This window comes from Pseudomonas sp. GW821-FHT02B10, from assembly GCF_059421865.1.
Map to the genome: position 1 here is coordinate 396,201 of NZ_JBWKVU010000005.1, position 18,338 is coordinate 414,538.

Sequence of the window (18,338 nt, forward strand, 5' to 3'; positions counted from 1 at the left end):
TCATGCTGCGACGTCAGGCTTTGGCACTCGGCAGCCTGCTGCTGAGCGCCGTCACGCTGGGTGGCTGGACGCTGTTCAAGCACAAGGACCAAGGCCCGCTGCTGCTCTCGGCGCGCGATGACGGCGACGGCAAGCACTACGCCGTCGGCTATCGCCTGGACGGCACGCAAGTGTTCGCCACCCGGGTCGGTCAACGCTGCCATGACATCGTCAACCACCCGACGCTGCCGATCGCCCTGTTCGTCGCCCGTCGCCCGGGCACCGAAAGCTACCTGATCGACCTGCGCGACGGCACCCTCCTGCAAACCCTGGCCTCGCAGCCGAACCGGCACTTCTATGGCCACGCGGTGATCCACAAGAGCGGCGACTGGCTGTACGCCACCGAGAACGACACAAGCGATCCGGGTCGTGGCCTGCTCGGGGTATACCGGTTCGAGGGCGAACGCCTGGTGCACAGCGGCGAGATCCCGACCCACGGTATCGGCCCGCACCAGGTGTCATGGATGCCGAACGGCGAAACCCTGGTGGTGGCCAACGGCGGGATTCGCACCGAAGCAGAAAGCCGCGTCGAGATGAACCTCGACGCCATGGAACCGAGCCTGGTGCTGATGCAGCGCGACGGTAACCTGCTGAGCAAGGAAACCCTGGCCCAGCAGATGAACAGCGTGCGCCACATGGGCATCGCCGGCGACGGCACCATCGTCACCGGCCAGCAGTTCATGGGTGACGTCCATGAGTCGTCGCAACTGCTGGCGATCAAGCGCCCGGGCCAACCGTTCCAGGCCTTCCCGGTGGCCGAGCACCAGTTGCAGGCGATGGGGCATTACACCGCCAGCGTCGCGGTGCACAGCGAACTGCGCCTGGTGGCCCTCACCGCCCCGCGCGGCAACCGCTTTTTCATCTGGGACCTGGACAGCGCCGAAGTGCGCCTGGACGCGCCCTTGCCGGACTGTGCCGGGGTCGGTGCGGTGGCGGATGGTTTTGTCGTGACCTCGGGCCAGGGGCGCTGCCGCTTCTATGACTGTCGCCAGAAACAACTGGTGGCAAAACCCCTGGATTTGCCGGCAGGGCTCTGGGACAACCATTTGCACCTGGTCTAGTTTTTCGCCGCCGCGCAGGATTGGAAAACAGGACTCTGGATGACCGGACTGTCATCTGGAAGCCCCCGAAAAGTCGGAGTAATGTCTTCGGCAATCAGCTTGGTTTTCCCAGCTTCGTTTTCCAAGGAACCGGAATATGCTGCGTCGCCGCATGTTTATCATGTTGGGTGTCGTCCTGCTGATCGTGCTGTTGCTGGCAGGCTACAAGGCCTTCTCCATCTATCAGCAGGTCAAGCTCTTCTCGGTGCCCAAGCCGCCGATCAGCGTGGCCGTGGCCACGGCTCGCGAACAACCGTGGCAAACCCGCCTGCCCACGGTCGGCACCCTCAAGGCCCTGCAGGGGGTCAACCTCAGCCTGGAAGTGGCCGGGACCGTCAAGGAGCTGCAGTTCGAGTCCGGGCAGAAGGTCAGCGCCGGGCAGCCCTTGCTGCAACTCGACAGCGACGTGGAAAGCGCCCTGCTGGAAACCGCCCAGGCCGACCTGGGCCTGTCCCGGCTGGACTTCGGCCGCGGCAGCCAACTGGTGGGCAGCCAGGCGATTTCCCGTGGCGAATACGATCGCTTGTCGGCACTGCTGCAAAAGAACAAGGCCACGGTCAATCAGCTCAAGGCTTCGCTGGCGAAAAAACGCCTGCTCGCGCCCTTCAGCGGCACCATCGGCATTCGCCATGTGGATGTCGGCGACTACCTCGCCAGCGGCACGGTGATCGCCACCCTGCAAGACCTCAGCAGCCTGTACGTGGACTTCTTCGTCCCGGAACAGGCCGTGCCGAAAATCGCCCTGGGCCAATCGGTCAGCGTGATGGTCTCCGCCTATCCGGAGGAGCAGTTCAGCGCCACCATCAGCGCCATCAACCCCAAGGTCGAAGACACCACGCGCAACGTGCAGGTGCGCGCCACCCTGGCCAACCCAGACGGCAAGCTGCTGCCGGGCATGTTCACCAACCTGCAGGTGCTGCTGCCCGATCCGCAGCCCCGGGTGGTGGTACCGGAGAGCGCCATCACCTACACCCTGTACGGTAACTCGCTGTACGTGGTGGCCGAGAAAAAGGCCGCTGATGGTAGCCCCGAGAAAGACGACAAGGGCCAGCCGGTGCTGGTCGCCGAGCGGCGTTTCATCGAAACCGGCGAACGGCGCAACGGCCTGGTGCTGATCAACAAGGGCGTGCGCAGCGGCGAACAGGTGGTGAGCGCCGGGCAGATCAAGCTGGACCATGGCGCGCACATCGCCATCACCCCGGACAAGATGCTACCCCCCGAACAGAGCGGCCAGCCACGCGCGAACTGATCAAGGAATCCTCATGGCTTTTACAGATCCGTTCATCCGTCGTCCGGTGCTGGCCACCGTGGTCAGCCTGCTGATCGTGCTGCTGGGCTTCCAGGCCTGGAGCAAACTGCCGCTGCGCCAGTACCCACAGATGGAAAACGCCCTGATCACGGTCACCACCGCCTACCCCGGAGCCAACGCCGAGACCATCCAGGGCTATATCACCCAGCCGATGCAGCAGAGCCTGGCCAGCGCCGAGGGGATCGACTACATGACCTCGGTCAGCCGCCAGAACTTCTCGGTGATCTCGGTCTACGCCCGCATCGGCGCCAACAGCGACCGCCTGTTCACCGAGCTGCTGGCCAAGGCCAACGAGGTGAAGAACAAGCTGCCCCAGGACGCCGAGGACCCGGTGCTGAGCAAGGAAGCCGCCGACGCCTCGGCGCTGATGTACATCAGCTTCTTCAGCCAGGAGCTGAACAACCCACAGATCACCGACTACCTGTCGCGGGTGATCCAGCCGAAGCTGGCAACCCTGCCGGGCATGGCCGAGGCCGAGATTCTCGGCAACCAGGTGTTCGCCATGCGCCTGTGGCTGGACCCGGTCAAGCTCGCCGGCTATGGCCTGAGCGCCGGCGACGTGACTAGCGCGGTGCGCCGCTACAACTTTTTGTCCGCGGCCGGCGAGGTCAAGGGCGAGTACGTGGTCACCAGCATCAACGCCAGCACCGAACTGAAATCCGCCGAGGCCTTCGCCGCCATTCCCCTGCGGACCGAGGGTGACAGCCGGGTGCTGCTCAGCGACGTGGCACGGGTCGAGATGGGCGCGGAGAACTACAACGCCATCAGCTCCTTTGGCGGCATTCCTTCGGTCTATATCGGCATCAAGGCAACCCCCAACGCCAACCCGCTGGACGTGATCAAGGAGGTGCGCAAGATCATGCCGGAGCTGGAGGCCCAGTTGCCGCCCAACCTCAAGTCGGAGATCGCCTACGACGCCACGCTGTTCATCCAGGCCTCGATCAACGAGGTGGTGAAGACCCTGTTCGAAGCCGTGTTGATTGTGATCGTAGTGGTGTTCCTGTTCCTCGGCGCACTGCGTTCGGTGGTGATCCCGGTGGTGACCATTCCGCTGTCGATGATCGGCGTGATGTTCTTCATGCAGTTGATGGGCTACTCGATCAACCTGCTGACCCTGCTGGCGATGGTGCTGGCCATCGGCCTGGTGGTGGACGATGCGATCGTGGTGGTGGAAAACATCCACCGCCATATCGAGGAAGGCAAGACGCCACTGGACGCGGCCCTCGAAGGCGCCCGGGAAATCGCCATGCCGGTGGTGTCGATGACCATCACCCTGGCGGCGGTCTACGCCCCCATCGGCTTCCTGCAGGGGCTCACCGGGGCGCTGTTCAAAGAGTTCGCCCTGACCCTGGCCGGCGCGGTGGTGATTTCCGGCATCGTCGCCCTGACCCTGTCGCCGATGATGTGCGCCCTGCTACTGCGCCACGATGAAAACCCCAGCGGCCTGGCCCACCGCCTCGACCTGATTTTCGAAAGCCTCAAGCGCCGCTACCAGAGCCTGCTGCATGGCACCCTCAACACTCGGCCGGTGGTCCTGGTGTTCGCCCTGATCGTGCTGTGCCTGATCCCGGCCCTGCTCACCTTCACCAAGTCGGAACTGGCCCCGGACGAGGACCAGGGCATCATTTTCATGATGGCCACCGCGCCCCAACCGGCCAACCTGGATTACCTCAACGCCTACACCGACGAGTTCCTGGAGATCTTCAAGACGTTCCCCGAGTACTACTCCTCGTTCCAGATCAACGGCTTCAACGGCGTGCAATCGGGTATCGGCGGCTTCCTGCTCAAGCCCTGGAACGAGCGCAAGCGCACGCAGATGCAGATCCTGCCCGAAGTCCAGGCCCGGCTCGCGGGCATCGCCGGGCTGCAGGTCTTCGGTTTCAACCTGCCGTCCCTGCCGGGCACCGGCGAAGGGCTGCCGTTCGCCTTTATTATCAATAGCCCCAACGATTACGAGTCGCTGCTGGAACTGTCCGACCGGGTGAAGAAGCGCGCCATGGAATCGGGCAAGTTCGCCTTTGTCGATATCGACCTGGCCTTCGACAAGCCGGAAGTGGTGGTCGACATCGACCGCGCCAAGGCGGCGCAGATGGGGGTGTCGATGCTGGACCTGGGCGGAACCCTTGCCACCTTGCTCGGCGAGGCGGAAATCAACCGCTTCACCATCGAGGGACGCAGCTACAAGGTCATTGCCCAGGTCGAACGGCCTTATCGCGACAACCCCGAATGGCTGAACAACTACTACGTGAAAAACGCCAAGGGCGAGGCGCTGCCGCTGTCGACCCTGATCAGCGTCCACGATCGGGCCCGCCCGCGACAGCTCAACCAGTTCCAGCAACTCAACGCCGCGACCATTTCCGGATTCCCGGTCGTGAGCATGGGTGAAGCGATCGATACCGTACGCCAGATCGCCGAGGAAGAGACCCCACCAGGCTACGCCTTCGACTATGCCGGGGCGTCACGACAGTTCGTCCAGGAAGGCAGTGCGCTATGGGTGACCTTTGGCCTGGCGCTGGCGATCATTTTCCTGGTGCTGGCGGCGCAGTTCGAGAGTTTCCGCGATCCGGTGGTGATCCTGGTGACGGTGCCGCTGTCGATCTGCGGGGCCTTGATCCCACTGTTTCTCGGTTGGTCGAGCATGAACATCTATACCCAGGTCGGGCTGGTGACCCTGATCGGCCTGATCAGCAAGCACGGGATCCTGATCGTCGAGTTCGCCAACCAGCTGCGCAAGGACCAGGGACTGACGCCGCGCGAGGCCGTGGAAGCTGCCGCGGCCATTCGCCTGCGGCCGGTATTGATGACCACCGCGGCGATGGTCTTCGGCATGGTGCCGCTGATCCTGGCCACGGGTGCCGGCGCGGTCAGCCGGTTCGACATCGGCACGGTGATCGCCACGGGAATGTCGATCGGCACCCTGTTCACCCTGTTCGTGCTGCCTTGCATTTACACCCTGCTGGCCAGGTCGGACAAGTGAAGGACGCGCAATAAAAAAGGCCTCGCGATGCGAGGCCTTTTTATCGGGCTTGATGGTCTTCAACTCTGTGGCCTCATTCCCTGAGTCAGGCCGAACATGAACAACAACAGGTCACGATCGGGCTGGGCTCCCTGGGTCGTCTTGACGACCCGTGGCAACGGGCAATGCGCATCACCCTGCGCCGTGCTGAGGACTTCCATGCGTGGCTGCTCCCAGGCAGCCACCGCCAAGGATGCAACTGCCAAGGCTCCTACTAAAAACAAACCTCGTGCAATTTCGAGCTTCATCACTATAAGCCTTTGATAGCGCTGCCAAACGCCGTTCTATAAAAATAGTAGAGTTTGTCCCAGTCCGTGGTGCTCCACGACGAGTGGCGCCGCAATTGTTTGATGTCATGGGCCGCAGCCCGTTTAGCGGTCAGGCGTTGGCGGCATTTCTCGAAATCCAGCAGCGCGATATCCACTTTCGCCGCTTCGCCCTCACCCATGACCCGCACGAACACATGCTTGCTATACAGGCAGCCATGCTGCCAGCGGCCCCGGTGCATGCGCGCCAGCGTGGCTGCCAGTTCCTTGAGCACACGCTCGTGCAGGGCCTCGCCGTGGCGCTCGCGCTCGCCAGCGGCGTACCAGTGGTCGATTTCCACGAAGCCGTCCAGCGCCTCGGTCACCAGCAAGGCACGCCACTGGCCCTGGGAATCACGCTGCGCACCACAGAACACCAGGTGCGGCACCGCCACGTTGAGCTGGCTCAGGCCCTTGAGCGCATCCTGCTCGCGCAGCACCGTGGGGCGGCCGAAGGGGTGCAACCAACTGCGATAGATATGGCCGACCTGGCGCTTGGCATACAGCACACGCCCGTCAGTGCCCGGAAGACGTTGGACGCCACTTTCCCCGCCTCGACGTTGATTGGGCTCTTCGACCCACTCCCCCTGTTGACTCCAGAAGTAGTCGAAACGGTCTGCAGCAGCGACTTCCATTCCCGGTGCACATTCAACGGCCATCCTGTTACCTCTTGCGTAATACGTAGACTCGCCACATGGCGTAGAGCGGAAAAAAGTCCAGATGATCCTGAACGCGAAACCCGGCCTGCTTGAATTCTTCTTCAACCGTGGCAGCCGGTAACACAAAACGGTTCTGGTAACCTTCCTGCCCGGATTCTTCCTTGCGCCGGACTTCCATGCGCTTGCGTTTCCAGGCCTTGAAATTGCCGTCGACCCACAGTGAAACGATCACGCTGTCCCGGGTAACCCGCTGGAACTCCCGGAGCAGAGCCAGGCGATGAGACGACTCGCCAATGTGGTGCAGCAGGCGCATGCAGAAAATGCTGTCGACGGCGTTATCCGGCAAGTCGATGTCGAAGGCAGACGTCTGCAAGGGTTGTACCCGTTTCACCACGTCGGCCGGTTGCGCCACCGTGGCGATCTTCAACATCGCCGCGGAATTGTCCGCACCGATGATCACGCGGTTGGGTTTCTCCGCCAGCAACGGCCAGAAACGCCCGGCACCACAGGGCAGGTCAAGCACCAGCCCCGGCTCTCCGGCCATGGCCAGCGCCGCACGCGCCAACTGCTCGTCGCGCTTGTGGGACAGACGGCGAGCGACGCCATCCTGATGTTTGAGCAGATACTCCTGAGCGTGCTGTTCGTCGTACTTCTCGGAAAATTCCAGCTTGATCGGGGTTGCCATCACACAGTCTCCTGAATCTGATGGCCCCACCTTAGGCAGCGGCTTGTCAGTGTCAGGTCATGTCTTTGTGAAAACTTCGTCCGGTCCAGAGTGGAAATATTTCAGAGTTTTACAGGCTCCCATAAGTGGCCTGGGGCCATCAACCGGGGAAATTCCCGTGATGACCCGCGCAGTAGTCATGGAGACCCATCATGCCGTGCGGCGGTTCAATTCGACATGAAACCGGCAGCCGTTGGGCTCCATGGTGCTGAGGCTGACGCTCCAGCCCTGGTCCTCGCAGATCCGCTGCACCAGCGACAGGCCCAGGCCCAGGCCCTCGCCGCGCTTCTCGTTGCCACGCACGAAGGGCTCGAACATCGCCTCGCGTTTCTCCTCGGGAATGCCCACACCGCTGTCCTCGACCACAAAGCCGCTCGGCTCAAGGCTCAAGCGAATGAAGCCGTGCTCGGTGTAATGCAAGGCATTGCGCAGCAGGTTGCCCATCACCGCGTGCAAAAAGGTGGCGTTATAGCGGGTGTCCAGCGGCTGGCCGGCGTCGAAGATCAGCTCCAGGCCCTTTTGCCGGATCGGTCCGCCCCACAGGCCCATCAGGTCTTCGGCCACCTGGCTCAAGGTCGCCTGGGGCGACATGCCGCCGTCTTCGCGCTGGGCACGGGCCAGCATCAGGAAGGTCTGGACCAGCTCGCGCATTTCGCCGCATGCCCGGGCGATACGCTCGACCTGCGCCCGACCACGCTGATCGATCGCCGGGTTTTCCAGCAACAGCTCGCAGGAACTGGCCAGCACCATCAGCGGCGTACGCAGTTCGTGGCTGACATCGCTGGTGAACAGGCGCTCGCGGTTCAGGGCCTGGCGCAAGCGCCCCAGGGTGGCATCGAAGGCCACTGCCAGCTCCCCCACTTCGTCGGCCGCGTAGTCCGGTGCCAATGGCGGCGCCAGCCCCAGCAGCTGGTCGCGATGGCGCACCTGCCGCGCCAGCCTTACCACCGGCGCCATGACCCGACGCGCCAGCACCCAGCCGAGGAACACCGCCAAGGCCAGGCTCAGTACAAAGCCCACCAGCACCACCGCGAAGAGCACCCGTTCGCGCTCTTCGAAATCGCTCTGGTCCTGCAGCAGCACATAGCGTCGACCGTCGACCACTTCGACCATGGCGTGATACGACAGCTGTTCGCGGAAGACCTCATGAAAGCCCGGATCCAGATGCCGCAGATCCTTGGGCAGCTCGAAATCGCCGCGCCCGCCGCTGAAATAAAACAGCTGGTCCGGCTCGGGACGGTGGCTCCAGTCGGAAACGTTGTCCATCAACAGCAGACGCTGAAGGTCACCCCCCAGGCCCGCGGAAATCAGCTTCTCTTCCACCAGGTGCACCGTCGCCACGATACCCAGGGCGAAGGCTCCAGCGACCAGCGCGCTCATCAGCGCAAAGGCGATGATGATCCGCTGGGAAAGGCTTTGCTTAAACTCCATCACGACCCTCGGCCAGGCGGTAACCGACGCCGTGCACGGTATGCAGCAACGGTTTGCCGAACGGCTTGTCGATCACCTGGCGCAATTGGTGGACATGGCTGCGCAGGCTGTCGCTGTCCGGGCAGTCGTCGCCCCACAGCGCCTCTTCGAGAATTTCCCGGCGCAGCACATGGGGGCTCTTCTGCATCAGCACCGCCAGCAACTTGAGCCCCACCGGGTTGAGCTTGAGCAGGCGCCCTTCGCGGGTGACCTCCAGGGTGTCGAGGTCATAACTCAGGTCGCCGACCTGCAGGGCCCGGCGCCCGCCGCCCTGGGTCCGGCGCATGACCGCCTCGACCCGCGCGGCCAGCTCGGACAAGGCGAAGGGCTTGACCAGGTAATCGTCGGCCCCGGACTTGAAGCCCTGCAGGCGATCGTCCAGTTGATCACGGGCGGTGAGCATGATCACCGGCGTATCGCGGCGGGCATCTTCGCGCAGGCGCTTGCACAGGGTGTAACCGTCGATACCCGGCAGCATGATGTCGAGCACGATCAGGTCGTAATGTTCGGTGGCGGCCAGGTGCAGGCCCGACAGACCGTCCTGGGCGCAGTCCACGGTGTAGCCTTTTAGCCCCAGGTAGTCGGCCAGGTTGGCCAGAATATCGCGGTTGTCTTCAACCAGTAGAATTCGCATGGGCACTCTCTCCACACACAGTTACGGCCGTCTTGGCTCGCGCAGCTTAAGGCCAAGCGTGGCTGGCGGCTAGGGTTGTTCAAGCCCCCGCGGCGAATGCCGCCGCAGGGTTCCAGGGCCTTGACGAGTTTTTCACCCAGGGTTCACACGCTGACGACAAGGGCCGCTCCAGACTCCGCGGGAACCCGCGACCGCAACGCTTCCCTCGAAGGACTTTCCATGGCTTTGACCCTCGCTCGCCCCGCCTCCAGAGCGCTGAACTGGTGGATCTGCCTGGGCATACCCGCCCTGGCTGCCGTCATCCTGCTGCTGCTTGAACTGACCACCCTGGACATGGACCTTGCCCGGTACTTTTATGACCCCGCCGCTGGCGGTTTCATCGGCGGCCATAGTTATTTCCTGGAAAATATCCTGCATGACCGGGCCAAGCAGCTGGTCATCGTCTTTTCGGTGCTGGCCATTGTCGGCTTCATCGGCGCCTTCTTCGTCCAGCGTCTCAAGCCGTTCAAGCGCGAGCTGGGTTGCCTGGTGCTGTCCCTGGGCCTGGCCACCGCCTTTGTCACCCCAGTCAAGGCGGTCACCGCCGTGCAATGCCCGTGGAGCCTGAAAGAGTTCGGCGGCAAGGAAACCTACAGCGAACTGCTCAGCCCCCGGCCAGCGACCGACAAGCCTGGTCGCTGCTGGCCAGGCGGCCATGCCGCCACCGGTTTCACCCTGTTCGCGCTGTTTTTTGTCCTGCGTGATCGCCGCCCGCGCCTGGCGCGCAAGGCGCTGGTGTTCGCCTTTGCCCTCGGCACGGTGTTCTCGGTCGGGCGCATGCTGCAGGGCGCGCACTTCTTCTCCCACAACGTCTGGACCGCGATCTTCTGCTGGCTGATCTGCCTGGGGGCGTACTACTTCATTCTCTATCGACCGGCAGCCAAGGTTGAGCCGGTGGTGGAGGCGGAAGCGGTCAACGCCTGAGGTCTTTTCGCGAGCGAGCCCTCCCTACGAAACCACGCACACCTGTAGGAGCGCGCTTGCTCGCGGCGATGGCCCAGGCAAAAACTCCCACCCATAAAAAAGCCCCGCCGGCTTTCGCCGGCGGGGCTTTTTCGTACAGGGGTAAGGCTGGCTTACATCATGCCGCCCATGCCACCCATGCCGCCCATGTCTGGCATGCCGCCAGCCGCAGGCTTGTCTTCAACGATTTCAGCAACAGCCGCTTCGGTGGTCAGGATCAGACCGCCGATGGAGGATGCCGCTTGCAGCGCCGAACGGGTCACCTTGGTTGGGTCCAGGATGCCCATTTCGATCATGTCGCCGTATTCGCTGGTAGCAGCGTTGTAACCGTAGTTACCTTCACCCTGCTTGACCTTGTCGACCACTACGCTTGGCTCGTCGCCGGAGTTGGCAACGATCTGGCGCAGAGGTGCTTCGACAGCGCGACGCAGAACAGCGATACCCACGTCCTGGTCGGCGTTGTCGCCTTTCAGGCCGCTGATCGATTGCAGGGCACGGATCAGGGCTACGCCACCGCCAGGTACCACGCCTTCTTCAACGGCTGCACGGGTAGCGTGCAGGGCGTCTTCAACGCGGGCTTTCTTCTCTTTCATTTCAACTTCGGAACCGGCGCCAACCTTGATCACCGCAACGCCGCCGGACAGCTTGGCCAGACGCTCTTGCAGTTTTTCACGGTCGTAGTCGGACGAAGTGTCGGCCACTTGTTGACGGATCTGGGTCACACGAGCCTGGATGTCCGCTTCAACGCCAGCACCGTCGATGATGGTGGTGTTTTCTTTGGACAGGATCACGCGCTTGGCGTTACCCAGGTGCTCCAGGGTGGTGCTTTCCAGGCTCAGGCCGATCTCTTCGGAGATGACGGTACCGCCGGTCAGGACGGCGATGTCCTGCAGCATGGCCTTGCGACGGTCGCCGAAGCCTGGTGCCTTGACGGCAGCGACTTTGACGATGCCACGCATGTTGTTCACAACCAGAGTCGCCAGGGCTTCGCCTTCAACGTCTTCAGCCACGATCAGCAGAGGGCGGCCGGCTTTGGCAACGGCTTCCAGCACTGGCAGCATTTCGCGGATGTTGGAGATCTTCTTGTCCACCAGCAGGATCAGCGGGCCGTCCAGCTCGGCGACCATGGTGTCCGGCTTGTTGATGAAGTAAGGGGACAGGTAGCCACGGTCGAACTGCATGCCTTCAACGACAGACAGTTCGTTTTCCAGGCCCGAGCCTTCTTCAACGGTGATCACGCCTTCTTTACCGACTTTTTCCATGGCTTCGGCAATGATGTCGCCGATGGAGTTGTCGGAGTTGGCGGAGATGGTGCCGACCTGAGCGATGGCCTTGGAATCGGCGCATGGCTTGGACAGACCTTTCAGCTCTTTGACGATGGCGATGGTCGCCTTGTCGATGCCGCGTTTCAGGTCCATCGGGTTCATGCCGGCAGCGACAGCTTTCAGGCCTTCGTTGACGATCGACTGAGCCAGTACGGTGGCGGTGGTGGTACCGTCGCCGGCGTCATCGTTGGCACGGGAAGCAACGTCTTTTACCAGCTGCGCGCCCATGTTTTCGAAGCGATCTTTCAGCTCGATTTCTTTGGCGACGGAAACGCCGTCCTTGGTGATGGTCGGAGCGCCGAAGCTCTTCTCGATGATCACGTTACGGCCTTTCGGGCCCAGGGTCGCTTTTACCGCGTCAGCCAGGACGTTAACGCCAGTGAGCATTTTCTTGCGGGCGGAGTCGCCGAATTTAACTTCTTTAGCAGCCATGATCGATATTCCTTAAATACTTTGTAGTAACGGGAAAATGAGCGGGTAATCAGCCTTCGATAACGGCGAGAATTTCGTTCTCAGCCATTACCAGCAGGTCTTCGCCGTCTACCTTCACAGTGTTGCTGCCGGAGTAAGGGCCGAACACAACCTTGTCACCCACTTTCACGGCCAGCGCACGTACTTCACCGTTTTCCAGAGCGCGGCCTGGACCTACAGCAAGAACTTCACCGGTGTTGGCTTTTTCAGCAGCCGAACCTGGCAGAACGATACCGCCAGCGGTTTTCTTCTCTTCTTCGCTGCGACGGATAACGACGCGGTCATGCAGAGGACGAAGCTTCATTGTCGATCTCTCCTAATTATGGTTTTCAGCGGCCGGTGTCGTTACCGGCGGGTTAACAAATCCGGCGTGGCCGGTTGCGGCTCGACGAGCGAGACGCGGAAGTCTGTCTGGTGTCGCCACCAGAAACCTTGCGGTGACCGATACATGTGGGCGCATATGCTTATTACAAGGGCTGCCCAGTGAATTTTTTTAGATTTTCAGTCGGGCAAAACGAACACGGCACCCGAAGGTGCCGTGTCGATCATTGAGAGACTCAGGAATCGCGGTGCTCGAACTCGCCTTCGATCACATTCGGCTCACGCCCCAGAGGGCGCTGCGGCGCGGGTCCGCCACGGGCGGCCTGCATGTCGTCGGCAAAGGCACGCTGACGAATGGCCTGTTCTTCGGCACGCTGGCGCATCTTGTTGGCCAGCAGGCGACGGGTGATCGGCAACAGCATGAACAGGCCGAAGATGTCGCTGATGAAGCCAGGCAGGATCAACAGGCCGCCCGCCAGGGCCAGCATCAGGCCTTCGAGCATGGTCTGGGCCGGCAGCTCGCCGCGGTTCAGGCTTTCACGGGCACGCAATGCCGTGGCCAGCCCCGCGACGCGCAAGACCAGCACACCCAGCATCGAGCCCAGGATGATCAGCAGCAATGCCGGGAAAAACCCGATCGCACCGCTGACTTTGACGAAGACGAACAGCTCTAGCACCGGGAACAGCAGAAAGAGCAACAGAAAAGGGCGCATCAAATGGTTTCCTCTACGGAAGAATGCCTTCCAGTAGACCCTAGATGACGTCGGCAATTCGTGAATTCAAGCCTCGGCCCCGGCATTTTTCGGCCATTGCTCGGCGTGAGCCAGAAAAACCAAGGCCTCGCGTACTTGTGTCGGCGTATTACAAGGGCTTGGGAACGGCAGCCAGTACACCCCCTGGCCGATCCGCAGGTGCATGCCTTCGGTATCGATGCCAGCCAGTTGCGCCGCAGCAGTTTTCGGCAGGCCGGCCAGGTCCACGTAATGGGCTATCGCCTTGGCGTGATCGCTGTTCATGTGCTCGACCATGCTCAGCTCGGCCTTGCCGGCGAACGGATTGGCCAGCGTCACCTGGTCGATCCAGTGGATCGCGCCAAAGCCGCCGATGTAGCGATGACGTACCGGCTTGAGCCGCCAGAAATCGAAATCGTGGGCCTTGTGGTAGTTCCGCGACTCCGGGAAATAGCGGTAGTAGCGTTCGGCGGCCGCCTCGATCGCCGCGGCGTCTTCGAGTTTTTCGGCTTCGGCCAGATAGGTCAGGCGCCCCACTGCCTGGACGTCCTCGGCTTCGCGCTCGCCCACCAGCAGCGAACACTTGGGATCCTTCTGCAGGTTATGGGTGTGCTGGGCAATGCGGCTGATCAGGATCAGCGGCTGCCCCTGCTCGTCCAGGCAATAGGGAACCACCGAGCCAAAGGGAAAACCCGGCATGGCCTTGGAGTGCGTCGACAGCACGCCACGGTATTCCTTGAGCAGTAATTCTCGTGCATGCTTCGCAGCTTCAACGCTCAATTTATGACTCCTTATATAGAATCCGTCTAAAACGGACGGGCGTCTGGAGCAAAGTTCCAGCGACGCCATCGGGGCAATTCTCAATCTGCAGCCAGGCCATGCCCGACGCACAAGAGAGGCGCCTTGAAGGACACCACTCCAGTTCTGCTTTCGGAGCATGCGAATGCAACTCAATGACAAAGTAATCATTATCACCGGCGGTTGCCAGGGGCTGGGCCGCTCCATGGCGGAGTATTTCGCCAGCAAAGGCGCCAGGCTGGCGCTGGTCGACCTGAACCAGGAAAAGCTCGACCAGGCCGTTGCCGCCTGCCAGGCCGCGGGAGTCGAAGCCCGCGCCTACCTGTGCAACGTTGCCAATGAAGAGCAGGTGGAACACATGGTCGCCCAGGTCGCCGAAGACTTCGGCGCCATTCATGGCCTGATCAACAACGCCGGCATCCTGCGCGACGGCCTGCTGCTCAAGGTCAAGGACGGCCAGATGAGCAAGATGAGCCTGGCCCAGTGGCAGTCGGTGATCGACGTCAACCTGACCGGCGTGTTCCTCTGCACCCGCGAAGTCGCGGCGAAGATGGTCGAGCTGAAAACCAGTGGCGCGATCATCAATATTTCCTCGATTTCCCGTGCCGGCAATATCGGCCAGACCAACTACTCCGCCGCCAAGGCCGGGGTCGCCGCGGCGACCGTGACCTGGGCCAAGGAGCTGGCGCGCTACGGCATTCGCGTGGCCGGCATCGCACCGGGCTTCATCGAAACCGAAATGACCCTGGGCATGAAACCCGAAGCCCTGGAGAAAATGACCTCCGGCATTCCGCTCAAGCGCATGGGCAAACCGGAAGAGATCGCTCATTCGGCGGCCTACATCTTCGAGAACGACTATTACACCGGCCGGATCCTCGAGCTGGACGGCGGCCTGCGGATCTGAAACCCGCCCATGAAATGCTCATAAAAAAGCCCGGTGCAGCGCACCGGGCTTTTTTGTTGGCCCAACCGGCTCAGTCGTCGCTGACGGTGATGTTCGGCATCGCCGGTGCCGCGGCTTCCTGCAGCACGATGCGCGCGCCGACATGGCGGGCCAGTTCCTGGTAGACCATGGCGATCTGGCTTTCCGGCTCGGCGATCACAGTCGGCTTGCCACCGTCGGCCTGCTCGCGAATCAACATCGACAGCGGCAGCGAGGCCAGCAGCTCGACACCGTACTGGGTCGCCAGCTTCTCGCCACCGCCCTCGCCGAACAGATGCTCGGCGTGGCCGCAGTTGGAGCAGATATGCACGGCCATGTTTTCCACCACGCCCAGCACCGGGATGTTGACCTTGCGGAACATCTCCACGCCCTTGCGCGCGTCCAGCAACGCCAGGTCCTGCGGGGTGGTGACGATGACCGCGCCGGCCACCGGGACCTTCTGCGCCAGGGTCAGCTGGATATCGCCGGTACCCGGCGGCATGTCGATCACCAGGTAGTCCAGGTCGCCCCAGGCGGTCTGGGTCACCAGTTGCAGCAGGGCGCCGGAGACCATCGGCCCGCGCCAGACCATCGGCGTGTTGTCGTCGGTCAGGAAGGCCATGGACATGACCTCGACGCCGTGGGACTTGATCGGCACGAACCATTTCTGGTCCTTGACCTGCGGCCGGGTACCCTCGGCGATGCCGAACATGATGCCCTGGCTCGGGCCATAGATGTCGGCATCGAGAATCCCCACCTTGGCGCCTTCGCGGGCCAACGCCAGGGCCAGGTTGGCCGCCGTGGTGGACTTGCCCACACCGCCCTTGCCGGATGCCACCGCCACCACGTTCTTGACGTTGGCCAGGCCCGGAATCTGCGCCTGAGCCTTGTGCGCGGCAATCACGCTGGTGACATTGACGCGAGCGATGACCACGCCGTCCATGTTTTCGATGGCCAGCTTCAGCAACTGGGTCCAGCCGCTCTTGAACAGACCGGCGGCATAACCGATCTCCAGTTCGACACGCACCTCGTCGCCCTGGATGTCGATGGAACGGACACAACCGGCGCTGACCGGGTCCTGGTTCAGGTAGGGGTCGGTGTATTGGCGAAGAACGGCTTCCACCGCTGCGCGATTGACGGCGCTCATGGGCAACTCCGATAACAAGACGGGAAAATCAGGCGGCTATCCTACCTGTTCCGTGGCGTGGGCGGGATGCCAAAGCATCATATAGCACGCCCGCCGATGGCTACGACGGCCGTGGAAAACCGGGCTCACGGGGTGAAATATATTTCTCGGCGCTTTATAGTGGCCGACCTCCGTTTCATCAAGTAGCCGAGCCCCATGTCCGAGCCACGCAAGATCCTCGTCACCAGCGCCCTGCCCTATGCCAATGGTTCCATCCATCTTGGCCATATGCTTGAGTACATCCAGACCGATATGTGGGTGCGCTTCCAGAAGCATCGCGGCAACCAATGCATCTATGTCTGCGCGGACGACGCTCACGGCTCGGCCATCATGCTGCGCGCGGAAAAGGAAGGCATCACCCCGGAACAACTGATCGCCAACGTCCAGGCCGAACACAGCGCCGACTTTGCCGACTTCCTGGTGGACTTCGACAATTTCCACTCGACCCACGCCGAAGAAAACCGTGAGCTGTCGAGCCAGATCTACCTGAAACTGCGCGACGCCGGGCACATCGCCACGCGCTCGATCACTCAGTATTTCGACCCGGAAAAACAAATGTTCCTGGCCGACCGCTTCATCAAGGGCACCTGCCCGAAATGCGGCACCGAGGACCAGTACGGCGACAACTGCGAAAAATGCGGCGCCACCTACGCGCCGACCGACCTGAAGGATCCGAAGTCGGCGATTTCCGGTGCCACCCCGGTGCTCAAGGATTCCCAGCATTTCTTCTTCAAGCTGCCGGACTTCCAGCAGATGCTGCAGCAATGGACCCGCAGCGGCACCCTGCAAGACGCCGTGGCGAACAAGATCGCCGAATGGCTGGATGTCGGCCTGCAGCAGTGGGATATCTCCCGCGACGCGCCGTATTTCGGCTTCGAGATCCCCGACGAGCCAGGCAAGTACTTCTACGTCTGGCTGGACGCGCCGATCGGCTACATGGCCAGCTTCAAGAACCTGTGCAACCGCACGCCGGAGCTGGACTTCGATGCGTTCTGGGGCAAGGACTCGACCGCCGAGCTGTACCACTTCATCGGCAAGGACATCGTCAACTTCCACGCGCTGTTCTGGCCCGCCATGCTCGAAGGCGCCGGCTACCGCAAGCCGACCGGCATCAACGTGCACGGCTACCTGACCGTCAACGGCCAGAAGATGTCCAAGTCCCGCGGCACCTTCATCAAGGCCCGGACCTACCTCGACCACCTGTCGCCGGAATACCTGCGTTACTACTACGCGGCCAAGCTGGGCCGCGGCGTCGACGACCTGGACCTGAACCTCGAAGACTTCGTGCAGAAGGTCAACTCCGACCTGGTGGGCAAGGTGGTGAACATTGCCAGCCGTTGCGCCGGCTTCATCCACAAAGGCAACGCCGGCGTGCTGGTGGACCAGAACGCCGCGCCGGAGCTGACCGAGGCCTTCCTGGCGGCCGCACCGAGCATCGCCGACGCTTATGAGGCCCGTGACTTCGCCCGCGCCATGCGTGAAATCATGGCCCTGGCCGACCGCGCCAACGCCTGGATCGCCGACAAGGCGCCGTGGTCGTTGAACAAGCAGGAAGGCAAGCAGGATGAGGTCCAGGCCATCTGCGCCACCGGCGTCAACCTGTTCCGCCAGCTGGTGATTTTCCTCAAGCCGGTGCTGCCGCTGCTGGCCGCTGACGCCGAGGCGTTCCTCAATGTCGCCCCGCTGACCTGGAACGACCACCAGCACCTGCTGAGCAACCACCAGTTGAACGCATTCAAGCCGCTGATGACGCGGATCGACCCCGTGAAAGTACAAGCCATGACCGACGCCTCGAAAGAAGACCTGACCGCCAGCCAGACCGACACCGGTGAAGCCAAGCCTGCGGGCAACGGCGAGCTGGCCAAGGATCCGCTGTCGCCGGAAATCGACTTCGACACTTTTGCCGCCGTCGACCTGCGCGTGGCGCTGATCGTCAAGGCCGAGCATGTGGAAGGCGCCGACAAGCTGCTGCGCCTGACCCTGGATATCGGCGACGAGCAACGCAACGTGTTCTCCGGGATCAAGAGCGCTTACCCGGATCCGTCCAAGCTCGACGGTCGCCTGACCATGATGATCGCCAACCTCAAGCCACGAAAAATGAAATTCGGCATCTCCGAAGGCATGGTGATGGCGGCCGGCCCTGGTGGCGAAGAGATCTACCTGCTGAGCCCGGACAGCGGCGCCAAGCCGGGCCAGCGGATCAAGTAACTCCGCTTGCGGGATCGATCCCCCCGTCGCGCCGCTGCGTGGCGGGGGGATTTTCATATCTGGATGGGCCTGCGCCCTTGCCGGATAATTGCCTAGTCTTCAGGTATCCGCCCGCCCT

Annotated in this window: 16 protein-coding genes; 6 read left to right on the forward strand and 10 right to left on the reverse strand. The window is 62.3% G+C overall.

Features of this window, described 5'->3' with window-relative positions; all coding sequences use genetic code 11:
- Window positions 1–2: 2 nt before the first annotated feature.
- From AC07VU_RS14565 to AC07VU_RS14575, 3 genes are all read left to right on the forward strand, one after another.
- Complete coding sequence (locus tag AC07VU_RS14565) at window positions 3–1,100, forward strand: DUF1513 domain-containing protein (protein ID WP_495030059.1); 1,098 nt, start codon at window positions 3–5, stop codon at window positions 1,098–1,100.
- A gap of 136 nt (window positions 1,101–1,236) precedes the next feature.
- A complete protein-coding gene (locus AC07VU_RS14570) occupies window positions 1,237–2,388 on the forward strand; it encodes an efflux RND transporter periplasmic adaptor subunit (protein WP_457274740.1) in 1,152 nt (383 codons plus the stop codon).
- A gap of 13 nt (window positions 2,389–2,401) precedes the next feature.
- On the forward strand, window positions 2,402–5,425 hold the full coding sequence (locus AC07VU_RS14575; RefSeq protein WP_457274741.1) for a multidrug efflux RND transporter permease subunit: 3,024 nt from the start codon (window positions 2,402–2,404) through the stop codon (window positions 5,423–5,425).
- Window positions 5,426–5,484: 59 nt separating this feature from the next.
- Here AC07VU_RS14575 and AC07VU_RS14580 read toward each other — a convergent pair whose 3' ends face one another.
- From AC07VU_RS14580 to colR, 5 genes are all read right to left on the reverse strand, one after another.
- Window positions 5,485–5,712, reverse strand: a complete 228-nt coding sequence (locus tag AC07VU_RS14580; RefSeq protein ID WP_037004964.1) for a hypothetical protein — start codon at window positions 5,710–5,712, stop codon at window positions 5,485–5,487.
- A 2-nt stretch (window positions 5,713–5,714) separates the two neighbouring features.
- A complete protein-coding gene (locus tag AC07VU_RS14585; RefSeq protein WP_274304486.1) occupies window positions 5,715–6,428 on the reverse strand; it encodes a lipopolysaccharide kinase InaA family protein in 714 nt (237 codons plus the stop codon).
- Between the two features lie 4 nt (window positions 6,429–6,432).
- Window positions 6,433–7,113 carry a class I SAM-dependent methyltransferase gene (locus AC07VU_RS14590; protein WP_009045350.1) on the reverse strand — a complete coding sequence of 227 codons (681 nt, stop codon included), beginning with the start codon at window positions 7,111–7,113 and terminating at the stop codon, window positions 6,433–6,435.
- Between the two features lie 189 nt (window positions 7,114–7,302).
- Window positions 7,303–8,583, reverse strand: a complete 1,281-nt coding sequence (locus tag AC07VU_RS14595; protein ID WP_053262437.1) for a sensor histidine kinase — start codon at window positions 8,581–8,583, stop codon at window positions 7,303–7,305.
- Window positions 8,573–9,256 carry a two-component system response regulator ColR gene (gene colR, locus AC07VU_RS14600; RefSeq protein WP_009050537.1) on the reverse strand — a complete coding sequence of 228 codons (684 nt, stop codon included), beginning with the start codon at window positions 9,254–9,256 and terminating at the stop codon, window positions 8,573–8,575. The genes AC07VU_RS14595 and colR overlap by 11 nt, the downstream gene beginning before the upstream one ends.
- 219 nt (window positions 9,257–9,475) lie before the next feature.
- Here colR and AC07VU_RS14605 point away from each other — a divergent pair, with 219 nt between their 5' ends.
- Complete coding sequence (locus tag AC07VU_RS14605; RefSeq protein WP_495030060.1) at window positions 9,476–10,219, forward strand: phosphatase PAP2 family protein; 744 nt, start codon at window positions 9,476–9,478, stop codon at window positions 10,217–10,219.
- 152 nt (window positions 10,220–10,371) lie between these two features.
- On the opposite strand, the gene groL is transcribed toward AC07VU_RS14605, so the two are convergent.
- The 4 genes from groL to AC07VU_RS14625 form a co-directional block, all read right to left on the reverse strand.
- Window positions 10,372–12,015 (reverse strand): chaperonin GroEL, encoded by a 1,644-nt coding sequence (gene groL, locus AC07VU_RS14610; protein ID WP_007932705.1) that lies wholly within the window; start codon window positions 12,013–12,015, stop codon window positions 10,372–10,374.
- 49 nt (window positions 12,016–12,064) lie between these two features.
- Complete coding sequence (locus AC07VU_RS14615) at window positions 12,065–12,358, reverse strand: co-chaperone GroES (RefSeq protein WP_007932704.1); 294 nt, start codon at window positions 12,356–12,358, stop codon at window positions 12,065–12,067.
- Window positions 12,359–12,611: 253 nt separating this feature from the next.
- Window positions 12,612–13,088, reverse strand: a complete 477-nt coding sequence (locus AC07VU_RS14620) for an FxsA family protein (RefSeq protein ID WP_009045354.1) — start codon at window positions 13,086–13,088, stop codon at window positions 12,612–12,614.
- 66 nt (window positions 13,089–13,154) lie between these two features.
- Window positions 13,155–13,886 carry a HugZ family pyridoxamine 5'-phosphate oxidase gene (locus tag AC07VU_RS14625; RefSeq protein ID WP_274304489.1) on the reverse strand — a complete coding sequence of 244 codons (732 nt, stop codon included), beginning with the start codon at window positions 13,884–13,886 and terminating at the stop codon, window positions 13,155–13,157.
- 163 nt (window positions 13,887–14,049) lie between these two features.
- Here AC07VU_RS14625 and AC07VU_RS14630 point away from each other — a divergent pair, with 163 nt between their 5' ends.
- Window positions 14,050–14,808 (forward strand): SDR family oxidoreductase, encoded by a 759-nt coding sequence (locus tag AC07VU_RS14630; protein ID WP_053262440.1) that lies wholly within the window; start codon window positions 14,050–14,052, stop codon window positions 14,806–14,808.
- Between the two features lie 70 nt (window positions 14,809–14,878).
- Here the strand turns inward: AC07VU_RS14630 and apbC are convergent, their stop codons facing one another.
- On the reverse strand, window positions 14,879–15,973 hold the full coding sequence (gene apbC, locus AC07VU_RS14635; protein WP_495030061.1) for an iron-sulfur cluster carrier protein ApbC: 1,095 nt from the start codon (window positions 15,971–15,973) through the stop codon (window positions 14,879–14,881).
- Between the two features lie 195 nt (window positions 15,974–16,168).
- Between apbC and metG the strand changes: the two genes are divergently transcribed.
- Window positions 16,169–18,220, forward strand: coding sequence for a methionine--tRNA ligase (metG, locus tag AC07VU_RS14640; protein ID WP_007932694.1), 2,052 nt, complete (start codon window positions 16,169–16,171; stop codon window positions 18,218–18,220).
- Window positions 18,221–18,338 lie beyond the last annotated feature (118 nt).